The 15,636-nt window shown below is 36.1% G+C and carries 9 protein-coding genes and 1 other RNA gene; 6 read left to right on the plus strand and 4 right to left on the minus strand.

Translation table 11 applies throughout. The features are described 5' to 3' along the window. Nucleotides 1–12: 12 nt before the first annotated feature. Nucleotides 13–2,475, plus strand: a complete 2,463-nt coding sequence (locus QLQ94_RS22840; protein ID WP_482498630.1) for a TonB-dependent receptor — start codon at nucleotides 13–15, stop codon at nucleotides 2,473–2,475. A 176-nt stretch (nucleotides 2,476–2,651) separates the two neighbouring features. On the opposite strand, the gene QLQ94_RS22845 is transcribed toward QLQ94_RS22840, so the two are convergent. Then, nucleotides 2,652–2,822, minus strand: a complete 171-nt coding sequence (locus tag QLQ94_RS22845; RefSeq protein ID WP_194615743.1) for a hypothetical protein — start codon at nucleotides 2,820–2,822, stop codon at nucleotides 2,652–2,654. A 411-nt stretch (nucleotides 2,823–3,233) separates the two neighbouring features. Here QLQ94_RS22845 and fumC point away from each other — a divergent pair, with 411 nt between their 5' ends. Further along, nucleotides 3,234–4,619 (plus strand): class II fumarate hydratase, encoded by a 1,386-nt coding sequence (gene fumC, locus QLQ94_RS22850; RefSeq protein ID WP_482498632.1) that lies wholly within the window; start codon nucleotides 3,234–3,236, stop codon nucleotides 4,617–4,619. 460 nt (nucleotides 4,620–5,079) lie between these two features. On the opposite strand, the gene QLQ94_RS22855 is transcribed toward fumC, so the two are convergent. Continuing rightward, a complete protein-coding gene (locus QLQ94_RS22855) occupies nucleotides 5,080–6,282 on the minus strand; it encodes an NAD(P)-dependent oxidoreductase (protein ID WP_482498634.1) in 1,203 nt (400 codons plus the stop codon). A 240-nt stretch (nucleotides 6,283–6,522) separates the two neighbouring features. Between QLQ94_RS22855 and QLQ94_RS22860 the strand changes: the two genes are divergently transcribed. The 4 genes from QLQ94_RS22860 (at nucleotide 6,523) to QLQ94_RS22875 (ending at nucleotide 13,606) form a co-directional block, all read left to right on the plus strand. After that, nucleotides 6,523–7,725 carry a serine hydrolase domain-containing protein gene (locus QLQ94_RS22860; protein ID WP_482500002.1) on the plus strand — a complete coding sequence of 401 codons (1,203 nt, stop codon included), beginning with the start codon at nucleotides 6,523–6,525 and terminating at the stop codon, nucleotides 7,723–7,725. Nucleotides 7,726–7,792: 67 nt separating this feature from the next. Further along, nucleotides 7,793–8,189: a transfer-messenger RNA gene (gene ssrA, locus QLQ94_RS22865) on the plus strand. A 1,175-nt stretch (nucleotides 8,190–9,364) separates the two neighbouring features. Continuing rightward, nucleotides 9,365–10,729 (plus strand): rhamnogalacturonan acetylesterase, encoded by a 1,365-nt coding sequence (locus tag QLQ94_RS22870; protein WP_427402430.1) that lies wholly within the window; start codon nucleotides 9,365–9,367, stop codon nucleotides 10,727–10,729. A gap of 21 nt (nucleotides 10,730–10,750) precedes the next feature. After that, nucleotides 10,751–13,606: a glycoside hydrolase family 2 protein gene (locus QLQ94_RS22875; RefSeq protein WP_482498636.1), complete on the plus strand. Its 2,856-nt coding sequence runs from the start codon at nucleotides 10,751–10,753 to the stop codon at nucleotides 13,604–13,606. A 190-nt stretch (nucleotides 13,607–13,796) separates the two neighbouring features. Here QLQ94_RS22875 and QLQ94_RS22880 read toward each other — a convergent pair whose 3' ends face one another. Further along, nucleotides 13,797–15,149, minus strand: a complete 1,353-nt coding sequence (locus QLQ94_RS22880; RefSeq protein ID WP_427402432.1) for a glycoside hydrolase family 88/105 protein — start codon at nucleotides 15,147–15,149, stop codon at nucleotides 13,797–13,799. 53 nt (nucleotides 15,150–15,202) lie between these two features. Then, nucleotides 15,203–15,532 carry an L-rhamnose mutarotase gene (gene rhaM / locus QLQ94_RS22885; protein ID WP_427402433.1) on the minus strand — a complete coding sequence of 110 codons (330 nt, stop codon included), beginning with the start codon at nucleotides 15,530–15,532 and terminating at the stop codon, nucleotides 15,203–15,205. Nucleotides 15,533–15,636: the final 104 nt, after the last annotated feature.

Here is a 15,636-nt window from a genome sequence, read left to right on the forward strand (position 1 = left end):
ACCAAAAATATAATGAAAAAAATCAAATTTGCTGTATTGCTTGTATTGCTATTTACAAGTTTTTACAATTATGCCCAACAAGGACCACCTGCTAAAAACAAAGTAAAAGTTACGGGGAAAGTTTTCGAAAAAATAAGCAAACAACCTCTTGAATATGCAACAATATCAATCACTGCTCCAAATGACACAAAAGTTATTGCTGGAGGTATCACCAATCCAAAAGGTGAATTTGATGTAGCGGTTGCTCCGGGAACTTATGATATAAAGATTGAATTCATTTCGTTTAAGCCCACCCTAATCAAAGGAAAGAACATTCAGGGCGATACCAACTTAGGAGTTGTTAATCTATCTGAAGATGCAGCACAATTAAACGAAGTTGTAATTCGTGCCGAAAAATCGACGGTAGAAATAAAACTGGACAAAAAAGTATACAATGTTGGACAGGATATGATGGTTAAAGGCGGAACTGTAAGCGACGTTTTAGACAATGTTCCATCAGTTTCTGTTGATACTGAAGGAAATGTAAGTTTAAGAGGAAGTGACAACATTAGAATTTTAATTGACGGAAGACCTTCAAACGCTATTAATGTTGCAGAAGCTTTACGCCAATTACCCGCCGATGCTATTGATAAAGTAGAAGTAATTACAAACCCATCTGCTCGTTATGATGCGGAAGGTGGTTCAGGATTAATTAACATTATTCTTAAAAAAGGAAAAAACCAGGGCTTTAACGGAACTTTTATTGCCTCAACAGGAATTCCTGAGACTTATGGCTTAAGTGGGAACCTAAACTACAAAACCGAAAAATTAAATTATTTTACGACAGCGGGTTACAACTACAGAACTAACGAAGGCGGCGGATTAACCAATACGGAATATCTTAATGCTAACGGAACTCCTAAAGGTTATTTAGACGAAGATCGTGATACCAAAAGAACTAACGAGGGATTTAATGGAAGAGCAGGTATAGAATGGACAGTTGCCCCCAATACTTTTTGGACAAATGCCATTAATTACCAAAAAAATAGTGGTGATACCAGAGACTTAATTAATTATTATAATTATGATGCTGCCCACGCTTATACCGGTACATCATACCGTTTAAACAATGGAAATACAGGAAGCGAAAATGTAGAATATACTTCCAATTTGATCAAAAACTTCAACGATAAGGGACATAAACTTACCGCTGATTTATCGATTTCAAGAAATACAGACGACAGCAACAGTATTATTACAGCTTCACCTAATTTTAACAACACGTTAAACGATCAAGTTCAAAAACAAATACAAGTTCAGGCTGACTATGTTCTGCCATTAGGCGAAGGAAGCCAGTTCGAAGCCGGATATAAAGGTAGTTTTGGAGACCTGAATAACCAATATCTAATCACTGATGGCGCAGGTGTCAAAGATGATAACTTATCAAACACTTTAGAGTACAAAGAAAACATAAACGCGGTATATACCCAGTATGGCTTTAAGGTTAATAAATTCTCTTATTTATTTGGATTACGTTGGGAAGATACCAATATTCAGGTTAACTTACTAGACACTAATGAGTTTAACACTAAGAAATACAACAATTTATTTCCTAGTGCTTTTATTAGTTACGAAATATCAGATCAGAGCAACTTTACTGCAAGCTACAGTAAACGTTTAACAAGACCCAGAGGTCGTTTCATGAATCCTGCAACAAATTACTCGAGCAATATTAATATTTTTCAGGGAAATCCGGATTTAGATCCTTCTTTAACTGACAAATATGATATTGGATACATCAAACGTTGGGATAAATTGACTTTTAATACTTCTGCTTATTTCGAAAACACAAAAGACGTTTTTAGTTTCGTACGAACTCCAAACGGTGACACAGTAGATGGAATTCCTGTTATTTTAAGCAGACCAATTAACTTAGGAAGAGAGCAAAAATATGGTTTCGAATTTACACTGAATTATACACCATTTAAGAAATGGAGAGTAAACAGTAACTTCAACCTTTATAACGTAAAAACAACGGGAGAAAATACGTATACCGATACGAACGGAAATGTGGTTGTGCAAAATCTAAACAACCAAGCTAATACCTGGTTTGCCAGAATCAACTCAAAATTAACGTTACCATACAAAATCGACTGGCAATTAAGCGGAGTCTACAATGGAGAACAAAAAACTGCTCAGGGTAAAAACCTTGGACAATTTGCAATGAACACCGCTTTCAGTAAAGATGTACTAAAAGACAAAGCGACTGTTGCATTCAACATCAGCGACATCTTCAACTCAAGAATCATGAGGTCATACACTTATCTGCAGAATGACACAACTCTTGAGAGCCAGACATCATATAGCGAAATGCAATTCCGTAAACGTCAATTCAACTTATCTTTCACTTATCGTTTTAACAAACCTAAAACCGAAAGAGAGAAACCGGGAGCACCTAAAAATGAAGGTGATGGTGGGGGAGATTTTCCCGGATAACATTCCTTAAAATTCCAAAATATAAAAAATCCAAATTCCAATTCCAGACTTAATGATTAAGTTCTAAAAAATTGGAATTTGGAATTTTTTATTTTTGGGATTTTGTATTTTAAATTTATTTGCATAAAAAAAAGGACTCGTAAAACGGGTCCTTTTTTTATGAAGTCAACTTAAAATTAAATTGCTTGTTCTGCTTTTTTCTTTGCTCTTTTCTCTTTGATAAGTTCCCAGCTCGCTCCCGTAACCCAATAAGATACGAAACCAACCAAGAAAAACATCAACCAAAACCCTATAGTTAGTATGGTCAAGAAAAGTAAAAAGCCTAAGTACTGTGAAAATTCAAACATGTTTTCCGGAATTTTTGAATGTAAGTACAAATGTAGGTCTTATATTTTTCCTTAGCAATAAAATCCAAATCAATTTTTATAAAATCATAATAATCCGTATATTTAAACTCATTTTAAATAAGCTTTTTTTGCCATGATTAATTCCTTTATAATCAAACAATCTAAAAAAGAAGAAGATAAGTGTTTTCAGGAGCTATTTCCTGCTGTACGCTATATCTTTTATGTCGAACCCCGCCATAAAAGGATGTCGCTCCCATCAGGGCTAGGAAAACCGTTTTTATAAGAAGTTTCAATCATAAAGAAAAAAAATCAGTTCTAATTAGCGCTTTTACGAGGTAGACCGGTTTCATCCGCGTCTTATTTACCATACTATTTTACCAATTACACCTATAACATTTTACAAAAAACATCATGAAATACAGAATAGAAAAAGACACAATGGGCGAAGTACAAGTCCCTGCAGACAAATACTGGGGCGCACAAACAGAACGTTCCCGAAACAATTTCAAAATTGGAGCTTCGGCATCTATGCCACAAGAAATCATAGAAGGCTTTGCTTATCTAAAAAAAGCAGCAGCTTATGCCAATGCTGATCTAGGTGTTTTGCAAGCCGAAAAAAGAGATGCAATTGCAGCAGTTTGTGACGAAATTCTGGCCGGACAATTAAAAGATGAATTCCCGTTGGTAATTTGGCAAACAGGTTCAGGAACACAAAGCAACATGAATGTAAACGAAGTGGTTGCCAATCGTGCACAAGTTCTTAAAGGTTTCAATATTGGCGAAGGCGAACCTTTTATCAAAGCGAACGATGATGTAAACAAATCCCAGTCATCAAATGATACTTTCCCGACGGCTATGCACATTGCAGCTTACAAAATGGTTATTGAAACAACCATTCCGGGAGTCGAAAAACTACACGCAACTTTAGCTGCAAAAGCAACCGAATTCAAAGATGTTGTAAAAATTGGCCGTACACATCTTATGGATGCAACTCCCCTCACGCTTGGTCAGGAAATTTCAGGATATGCAGCTCAATTGTCTTTTGGACTAAAAGCACTTAAAAATACTTTAGCACATTTATCCGAAATAGCATTGGGCGGAACCGCAGTAGGAACCGGATTAAATACTCCAAAAGGATACGACGTAAAAGTCGCTGAATATATTGCAAAGTTCACCAAATTACCTTTCGTTACAGCCGAGAATAAATTTGAAGCTCTGGCTGCACACGATGCGATTGTCGAAACACACGGCGCTTTAAAACAATTGGCTGTTTCTTTAAATAAAATAGCAAACGATATCAGAATGTTAGCTTCCGGACCTCGCTCTGGAATTGGAGAAATTCATATTCCTGAAAATGAACCGGGATCATCAATAATGCCGGGAAAAGTAAACCCAACACAATGTGAGGCTTTAACCATGGTTTGCGCACAAGTAATAGGAAACGATATGGCAATCGCCATTGGCGGAATGCAGGGACATTATGAATTGAATGTTTTTAAACCTGTAATGGCTGCTAATTTCCTTCAGTCAGCAAGATTATTAGGCGATGCTTGCATTTCATTCGACGAGCATTGTGCTCAGGGAATCAAACCCAACTACAAACGTATCAAAGAATTGGTCGACAATTCGTTGATGTTGGTTACCGCTTTGAACACAAAAATAGGCTATTACAAAGCTGCTGAAATTGCTCAGACCGCACACAAAAATGGAACGACCCTAAAAGACGAAGCCGTACGTTTGGGTTATGTAACTCCGGAAGACTTCGATGCCTGGGTAAAACCGGAAGAGATGGTGTAGAAAAAGTCGCAGTCGCAGTCGCAGTCGCAGTCGCAGTCGCAGTCGCAGTCGCAGTCGCAGTCGCAGTCGCAGTCGCAGTCGCAGTCGCAGTCGCAGTCGCAGTCGCAGTCGCAGTCGCAGTCGCAGTCGCAGTCGCAGTCGCAGTCGCAGTCGCAGTCGCAGTCGCAGTCGCAGTCGCAGTCGCAGTCGCAGTCGCAGTCGCAGTCGCAGTCGCAGTCGCAGTCGCAGTCGCAGTCGCAGTCGCAGTCGCAGTCGCAGTCGCAGTCGCAGTCGCAGTCGCAGTCGCAGTCGCAGTCGCAGTCGCAGTCGCAGTCGCAGTCGCAGTCGCAGTCGCAACTAATAAAAAAGGCAGAAAACTAAATAGTTTTCTGCCTTTTTTATTAACTTTATTAATACCTACAGCTTTGACAAAGTTTACCCGCTCTTAAAACTGAAAACTGAGACCGCGACTGAAACCTCCTTATTTCCCGTCTACATAATCTTGTAAATAGCTAAATCTTTCGGTTAATTTTCCTTTCTCCGTTATTTTTGCACGTTGCAGGATTCCGTCTTTATCTCCATTAAAAAAGGCAGGAATTACGTGTTCCATAAATTGTTCGCCAAAACCTTCGCTGGCGTCTTTTGGAATTTCGCATGGCAAATTATCAACTGCCATAACCACAACAGCTGCAGGATGAAACACCTCTACTTCTCTATCTTCTAAAGGAAAGTATCCATAAATAGGTTCTTCGATTGTAGACGAACGCAAAGTACATGCAATTGGTCCTTTTACATCGCAAGATATATCAGCAACAACTTTTAATTTGCAGTCACTAGCATTCAGCATTTCTTTCGTTAAAATCATCGGAGCACCAGCCCCATAAAAATGTCCTACGAAATAGATATCCGAAACTTTAGTAAACTTTTCAAAATCTGAAACATATTCATCAGGATGCGCAACGAAATCCTGAAAATCCAAAACCTTTCCATCAGTGCGTTTATTATACTCTAAAACATCTAACTGAATGTAAACTGGTTGTGTATAATTTTTAGTTAAGTAATTCTCAACTGTAATTTCTTTTACTTTAATAGCGTCCAAAATTTCTTTTGCTCCGCTCCCCACTTTTCCGGTTCCGGTAAGCACAAATTTTAATGCGGGCAAATTAATACGTTTCAAATGCATGATAAGTGCATCTTTTCCTGAAAGAGTTTCTGCTTTTGGCAATTTAAATAATTCAAATTTTATTCCAAAAGCGCGGATTCCGTTATAAACACCAACCATTCCGGCATACCTTCCAAAACCAATTAAACGGCGATTTTGATCGTCAACAATAGTTTCATGATCATATAGATCGATGTTTTTCTCTAAAATTGCTTTTAACAATTTCTGATTATAAGGCTGCTTCTTTATTGTATGAGAAAAAAAGAAATATGCTTTTTCCGGGATTAAATTTTCAACAGGAACTTCTTTTACTCCAAATAAAACATCACAATTAGAAACATCATCCGTAACAGTAATTCCCATACTTTGATATTGAACATCCGTAAAAATCCTAATATCTGAACTTTCTACCTCAACGATAGCTTCATTATAAGTTTGTTTCAGTTTTACGAGTTCGCTTGGTGAAAATACAACACGTCTGTCAGGCGGATTTTTTCTTTCCTTAATAATTCCAAATTTCATTTATAGCAGATTAAAATAATTATTAATATAACTTTTTGAACTCATTTTGTTTCAAATATAACAAATTTAGTTAAAGTTTTGTTGTTAAAAATCAATTTAGAATGTTCGTAAACTGTTAAAAGCTGACTAACAAACAACTAATTAAACAAAATCTTAATTTTTTGTTAAAACTACCTTTTTGGTTACACAAAATTGGCAAAACATAAATATTGAATTCTATATATTTGTTTTTAAAGAATGATGAAAATGAGCTTCCTTAAAAAGACAAATATACCACAAATACTTTTCCTAATTTTAGTTTTAGGGTCATGTGGGAAAGATAAAAACACAACAAATAAAGAAGAGGTTACAATAGAAGACACCTTACCTAAGATGAAGCCTTTAGGTCCTGAAAAACGACTTACGCAAGCTTATATAAATTCAGTAACCGGAAGGATAAATCACTTTTATAATAAAAACTGGCCAAACAATTCTATGAATGGCGGATTTTTGGTAGCCAGAAATGGTCAAATTATTTTTGAAAGATATAATGGTTATGCCAACAAAAATGAAGGCACAACAATTACAGCCGATACTCCGTTGCATATTGCATCAGTAAGTAAAGTTTTAACAGCAACTGCTGTTTTGAAATTGGTAAATGCAGGTAAACTTGATTTGGATCAAAAAGTAAATACGATACTAAAGACTTTCCCGTACCCGGATTGTACAATACGAATGCTGCTTAGCCATCGTAGTGGAATGCGTAATTATGCTTATTTTACAGATCGCGATAAATCAGTTTGGGACAGACATAATCAATTAACGAATAAAGATATTCTTAATATTCTGGCAACTAAAGATATTGGCCTGGAATCAAAAACAGGAACACGTTTTAGTTACTGTAATACGAATTATGCAATGCTTGCTCTTATCATAGAGAAAATAACAGGACTGACTTACAAAGAAGCCATGACTCAAATGGTTTTTAAACCTTTAGGAATGTCCAATACTTTTGTTTTAGATAATGAAAAAGACAGAAAAACAATTGTTCCTTCTTATAAAGGTAATGGTGTAGAAATTGGTTTTGATTATCTGGATTGTGTTTATGGTGATAAAAACATCTACTCTACTCCACGTGATTTACTTAAGTTTGACAGAGCGAGAAATGCTCCGGATTTTCTGAAACCAGAACTTTTAAAACAAGTTTATACGGGTTATAGTAATGAAAGAAAAGGCACAAAAAATTACGGTTTAGGAATAAGAATGATCAATTGGGATTCAGGACAGAATTATTACTTTCATAACGGTTGGTGGCACGGAAATACCTCATCATATATTCCGTTACAAAAAGAAAATGTTACCATAATTGCTTTATCAAATAAAATGACGAGAAACACTTATGCGGTTCGTAAACTGGCTCCAATTTTTGGTGATTATCCGTTTAATTTTAAAGATGAAGAATAATATTATTTTTCTGCAAAATTTATTACAAAACTAACTTCAAATAGTATAAATTTGCAAACTCATTTTTGGGGTCGACTGGTTTTGACAGCAAGTCGAATTGGAAAGTAAGCACGTCGAGCATTGAGACCTTGCTCGTAAATATAAGATCTTACAATTTTACACGGCGAAAATAACTACGCTTTAGCTGCATAATCCGAATTATAGTAAGATTAAGCCACGTCCCTATCAGATAGGGAAGCTGGATTCTCCTTGAAAGCCTTGGTTTGTGGCGGTCAGTCCAGGAGAACCGTAAAAATAAACCTAGATTTCCATGAGCTTCGGGTGGAGATCGAAATTAAGAAGATAAGTGTTGAGTGGTTGTTCCTGACCTAGCTCAACAACGAAAATCCAATCAGGAAATAAACGTGTAGAAAGCTCTTTAGTTGCTTGTTTGGACCCGGGTTCGATTCCCGGCGACTCCACTTGACGGGATGATTGAAAAATCATCCCGTTTTTTTCATAAACCAACAACCCTTTTTTCTTCATTTTCAAACAGTTATTTGAAAAAATATCGATCATTGTAGGTGTTCGATATACATTAAAAAGATATTGCAGTGCCTTTTCTTTGTTTTTTCCCTGCGCATAAATAATAGCGAGGTTGTTTTCTAATTTTGCAACTTCCTCAATATTATCGCTGTTTTTATAGATTTCATAGGCTTGCAAATAATATTGCAAAGCAATATTCAAAACATCTTTCGAAGCATACATTTTTTCTGCCGTAATACATACATAAGCCAGATTTTGTTTTGGTTCCTTTATTTTTTTTGCCTCAGCTTCAGCTAATTCTATGTATTTTATAGCTCGATCCCAATCTGAATTTTGAAATTCCAACGCAATTTTTCGGCACATTGCTAACTTTTTCCTGATGATCATTAATACCATTTAAACGATCAATCAATTCCTCTGTCAAAGATTGAGAATAAATATTAAAAGAAAGAATGAGAAAAATAATCTTGTCATCATATTTAAAATTCTAAATGAGAATTTTAAATATTAATAATAATAATAATACAAAATACTAATTATAAAGTAAATATTTTACGATATTTTTTAAATTATTAATTATGATAAAAAAAAGTACTCGTTGAAGAATTCTAAAAAAAAAAATCTAACGCTTGAAAACTATCAAACGTTAGATTACAAAAAACCACTTTTGTTTTAAACAAACTTATAAAAACTTAAACAACTTATTTTTAAAAGCCTTTTGATATTCAGAAATTTATAATATCATCAGGCAATATAATTCCATTTTAATAATTCGGACAATTTTAATACCGAATCACTCTTTAATAATTTCAGACTATTTCGAATCATTTATTTTTGTAAAATAATCGAATGTAAAAAAGAAAACTGTCCTGTACTATCCTTTATAATTCTCATTATTTCATCAAAAGACAAAGATTATTGCAACAAAGCATGTTCAAAAACAAAAATAAACCCCAAAAACACATCATATAAAAATACATTTAACAGTTATTAGATCCATAATAAATATTAACCTTAAAAAATAAAAATTACTTTTTTTAACATCATAGTACAGGATACTATATCAAGATTGATGCTTTAGATTTGAAAATAAAATCAATTAAATCTCACTAAATTGGTAAAAATCAGAACATTATTATTTTTTGTGTTTATACCGGCTTTTCTATTTGCTGTACATTCAAGTGAGCATTTAAAGCAGCTAAAAAAAGTATTAAAAGTAAATGCAGATGATAGCATTAAAAACACAAAATCAGTACAGTTCCAGTTTGGTTCTTTGCTAAACTCTTCCAAAGGAACGATAATCAAAAATTCTTTGATTTATAATTCAAAACTAGGATATGGTTTTGATTTTAATACTTCTTCGAATGTAAAAATTAATTCAACCTCTTTTTCCATAGCTAGACCAACGTATTTTTCAGTTCAACTTCCTGAAGAAAATTATCAAATTGAGGTGGTTACGGGCAGTGCTGACAAACCATCAAATGTTACTATAAAAGCGGAATCACGAAGATTGATGATCGATCAGCTTTCCGTCAAAAAAGGAAAACCGATTACAACAACTTTCAATGTTAATATCAGAACTCCTAAAATAAATGACAACCTCAACGTCACTCTAAAAGACAGGGAAAAAGATATTTTTGATTGGGATGACAAACTCACTCTTGAATTTTTAGGAGGAGTTGCTGTTCAAAGTATCAAAATCACTCTAAAAAACAACTTAACAGTCGTTTATCTGGCCGGAGATTCAACGGTTACGGATCAGGATGTAGAACCGTGGGCTTCGTGGGGACAATTTATTACGAACTATTTTGATGATAGTGTTGTTGTTGCCAACTTTGCTTATTCTAGCGCTGCTTTAAGTTCGTTTAAAGCGGGTAATCGTTTAAAAAAAATACTGTCGCAAATCAAAAAAGGGGATTATTTGTTTGTGGAATTTGGACATAATGACGAAAAAACAAAAGGTCCAGGAAATGGTCCCTGGGAATCCTACTCGGCTCTATTGACAGAATTTGCGCAATCTGCAAGGGACAAAGGAGCAATTGCTGTTTTGGTAACGCCTACACAACGTCGGGGCTTTAATGAAAATGGTACTTTGAAAGAAACACACGGCGAGTTTCCTGACGCGATGCGGACTTTAGCACAAAAAAATAATATTGCTCTTATCGATATTACAAAAATGACAACGGAATTATATGAAGCCTGGGGCGATGAAACTTCGCGAAAAGCTTTTGTGCAATATCCTGCCCACACTTTTCCGGGACAGGAAAAGGCGCTGGATGACAATACGCATTTTAATAGTTTTGGTGCCAACGAAATTGCACTTTGCGTTCTTAAAGGCATTCGGGAGCTTGACATTCCGCTAAAAAAACAAATCAAAAAAGAAATACAAAAATACAATCCAAAGCAACCCAATTTTATTTCGAGCTGGACACTTCCTATGAGTGACCGTTTTGAAATTAGTAAACCAGATGGCAACTAACCATCAAAGAATTCTATCTCTATGATGCTCAAAAACACAATTCAAAATCTAACTATTGCCGCGTTTACCATTTTTATAATACAAAACGGCACGGCGCAGCAAACGGACAAAATCTATCTTTCAGGAAAAGATTTTGAACATCCTGTACAATGGGATTTTTATTGCACAGGCGGAAATAACAGCAAAATCTGGTCTAAAATAAATGTTCCGTCGCAATGGGAACTCGAAGGTTTTGGCGAATATACGTATGGACGCTGGTACAAAGAACTCAACCAGAAAGAACCAAGCAAGGAAGAGGGTTTGTATAAATATGAATTTGAAGTTCCGGCATCTTATAAAGACAAAGACGTTCTGATTGCTTTTGGCGGTGCGATGACGGATACTGAAGTAAAAATAAACGGAAAACTAGCCGGAACAATTCATCAGGGAGGTTTTTATGAGTTTAAATATGATATTTCGTCTTTATTAAAATTTGGTTCTAAAAATATTCTGGAGGTTCATGTCTGGAAACATTCGGCCAATAAATCTGTAAATGCAGCCGAAAGAAGAGCCGATTGGTGGCTTTTTGGCGGTATTTACCGTCCCGTCTGGTTAGAGGTTTCTCCTAAAACTCATATCCTTAATATTGCTGTAAATCCTAAAATGGACGGTTCAATTACGGTTGATCTGAATCTGAAAAACATTCAAAAAAACACCATTTTAGAAGCTTCTCTTAAAGGTTGGAACGGGGAAAATTTTCAAACTTTTACTTTTCCAATTAAAGCCAAAAGTACCTCAGCAGCTATTGCAGCACAATGGAAAAATATTAAACCGTGGAATCCGGAGACGCCTAATTTATATGAACTGGAATTGGTTTTGAAACAAAACGGAACTGTAATTCATGAATATAATAAGAGAATTGGTTTCAGAACTTTAGAGTTCAAAAAGCAAGATGGAATCTACGTAAATGGTACGAAAATCATAATGAAGGGTATTAACCGCCATTCGTTCTGGCCTGAAGGCGGCAGAAGTACGAGTAAACGTATCAGCGAATTAGATGGTAAATTACTAAAGCATATGAATATGAATGCGGTTCGAGGGCATTATCCTCCGGACGATCACTTTCTGGCAGTTTGTGATTCATTGGGTCTTTTTGTTTTAAATGAATTGGCGGGCTGGCAAAATTCTTATGATACTGAAACGGGAACAAAATTAGTAACAGAAATGGTGACGCGCGATGTTAACCATCCCTCGGTCATTATTTGGGATAATGGTAATGAAGGCGGGTGGAATTATGATGTTGATAAAGTTTTTGAAGCCAATGATCCTCAAAAAAGGATTGTGATTCATCCCTGGGCCGATTTTAATGGATGGGACACGCACCATTATCCTACTTACTTAACGGGAATGCATCGATTTAATGCGGGTGAAAATGTATTTTTTCCAACTGAATTTATGCACGGAACTTATGATAACGGACATGGTGCCGGACTGGAAGATTTCTGGAATCGCTATAAAGAAAGTCCATTGTTTGCCGGAGGTTTTATGTGGGCAATGCTGGACGAAGCTGTAAAGCGCTCTGACTGGACGGGAGCTATAAAATTTGATTCGAAAGGTTCGCTTGCCGCCGATGGAATTCTGGGACCTCATCGCGAGAGAGAAGGAAGTTATTATACCGTAAAAGAAGTTTGGGCGCCCATTCAGTTTGAGCCCAAACAGGTCAATCCTGACTTTGACGGATCGTTTTTAATTGAGAACGATTACCTGTTTAGCAATTTGAATTCCTGTAAAATGGAATTTAAAGTGCTAAAATCGGATAATGATGTGCTTTATACCAATGGCGTTCCTAAAGAAATAAGTTCCGGAAAAATTGAAATTCCGAGTATTGATCCGGGAGAAACACGAAAAATTCAGTTGGCTGTTCCGAATAATTTTGCAGAAGGTGATATTTTGTCGATCTCAGCTTTTGATCAGTTTAATAAAGAAATTTATACCTGGACATGGCCCATTCATAAGGCTAAATTTTATGCTGAGAAGTTTTTAGCGGTTCAAAATACTAAAGCAAAAGCATTGGGAGCAAAAACGGGAAATGAAATTACGCTAAAAGGAAGTGATGTTACATTTACTTTTGATGCTCTAACGGGGGAAATTTCATCTATTAAAAATGCGAAAAATGTAATTCCGCTAACAAATGGCCCACGCCCAATTGGCATGAAAGCGAAGCTGAAAGACATTCAGCTGTCACAAGAAGGTGACAAAGCCATTTGCACAGTCAACTATTCCGGTGGATTGTCCTCTATAAAATGGATTATGGAACCGGACGGAAGATTTAAAATGGAGTTAATTGCCTTAAAAAATGCTTCTGGCGGCGAAGGTTTTGACGGTGCTTTTTTTGAAGATAAAATCAGTTCATTTGGCATCACATTTAGTTTTCCTGAAAAAGAAGTCACAGGCATAAAATGGTTTGGAAGAGGTCCGTATCATGTCTGGAAAAACAGAATCAAAGGAACCACTTATGGTGTTTGGGAGAAAGAGTATAACAATACGATTACAGGCGAAAGTTTCGAAAATTTAATCTATCCTGAATTCAAAGGATATCATGCCAATTTATTGGGCGCAAATTTAAAAGCCGGCGCTTCATCATTCAGGGTTTTCAGCGAATCTGACAATTTATTTCTGAGATTGTTTACACCGGATTTACCTAAAAACAGTTTGGCAGGAAGTTATCCGCAGCCGGCATTTCCGGAAGGTGATATCTCTTTTATGTATGAAATTCCGGCCATGAGAGATTTTAAACCTCTGGAACAGCAAGGACCACAAAGTCAGCCAACGAATATCCGCATCAAAAGCGGTGACGACGGAATTAAAATGAATTTGTGGTTTGATTTTAGAAGTTAAATTCTTGTTTCAGGTTTTCTTTGTTTCAAGGTTGAAATGAGAGTTTAACCGTAAATTTCGCAAAGCTTATATACCATAAACTTTGCGGCGCTGCGTGTTTGTGTGAAATGATAAAAAGTTAACTTATTATATAAATTAACAAAATACCATTTCAACATCTGACTTCTTCCATTTAACTTCTAACTTATTTTTATTTTACCTGATTGTTTTTTCCGGGAATTTTCAATTGTATGGCGCTGTCATTTAGCTCGAACTGACTTTCCTTCAAAAGTAAAATTACTTCGGCACCCGCCAGTAAAACGGGACCATAACCGTGAGCAGCGAAAACGTTGACAGGACGATGGTAATAGAATGCGGGATCAAAAGCCATTCCGGTTCCAACGCAGGTTCCTTCTACCTGGCCTTTATCATTTACTTTTGACGCTACGGCATTCCAGGCCAACAGTACAGCCGGAGCATAGGTCATCTTATCCACATAACCGCGATTGATGGCTCTGGCAACCGAATAGGCATAAATGGCGGTTGCCGAAGTTTCTAAATAAGAATCATTTCGATCTAATAACTGGTGCCAAAAACCGGTCCCGTCCTGATATTGCATCAATCCGGCAATATGCTTTTGCAGTTGGGACAAAACCTGGGGATATCCGGGATGATTTTTAGGTAACACTTCTAACAATTCGACCATGGTCATAAGAGCCCACCCATTTGCCCTTGCCCAATGAAACTGTGGATGAACCTGCATAGACTCGACCCAGCCGTGCATATAAATTCCTTTCTGACTGTTGAACATTCGCTCAGAAAACTGATTGACTTGTTTAACAGCATCGTCAAAGTATTTTACATCTCCGGTATAACTTCCCATTTGTGCCAATGCCGGAACACTCATAAACATATCATCTAACCAAAGCGTATTGTCCTGAGGTCTGTTTCTTGCTAATGTTCGGTCTTTTAGCCTAAATTGTTTATTACTGATAAAGTCAATATAATTGTTGACCAAAGGATCAATATTGGCTTTTAATCCTTCTTTTTTGGCCTTAATAAATGCAGCACAAAGAGCACCTGCAAAATCTAGTGCTTCCGGATGAAGCGTTTTAACCATATCGACATCTTTGATATTTTTCTCCTTATAATTGGCAGCGATATCTGTTATTAATTGTATTCTTTTATTGGAATAATCAGCAAAATACTTTTCGCCTGTAGCGTTTGCCGCTAAAAGCATTCCGGCATAGGTTACTCCCCATTCGTAACTTGTTAGTCTAAAAGCACCGGGTTCGAAAATAATATCCTGATTGCTTTTTTTATAATCCGTAATTACCGCTTTAGTATTTGCATCTACAATCTTAGAAGCTGAATTTTTATCTAAAAAATTATAAACTCTGTCTAATACTGCTTTTATATTTTCCTTTTGAGGGATCACATAGGGCGTTGGATAATCCGGCTGTGTTAGATGCAGTGGCGCTGTGGCATCTGTTTTCTGGGCATTAACCATAGTACATAATCCTAAGGCAAATACTATTATAATTCTGGTTGGTTTATAGTTCATGGTTAGTTTGTTAGTTTAGCAAAATACAAATTGATTCTTAAAATATTTTATCCTTAATCTAAATGAAAAACTTCTTTTAATGAAGTGGCCGCTGGCGAATTATCAGGATTTGTTTCCATGATATCGCTCATATACGCCCACCACTTTTTGACAATGGGATGATTTGGCAGTAAATTTTCATCAAAATCCGCACTTATTTTTTGAACGGCGAAAAGTATCAGTGTTTCTTCGTCCAGAAAAATACTGTAATCCTGTATTCCTGTGTCTGAAAGCAAGGTGACAAGTTCCGGCCAGATTTCGTCGTGCCGTTTTTTATATTCTGCCTCGAAACCCGGTTTAAGCTTCATTTTGAAAGCATTTCGAAGGATTGTATTATTTTGCATCTTTTAATGTTTTTAGATTGACTTTAATCATTACTATGCAACATGTTAAACTTAACAAATTAATTCATCTTAAAGTTTAAATTTAAAATACTAATCCTGTATTT

It is taken from the genome of Flavobacterium sp. B114r, from assembly GCF_056824125.1.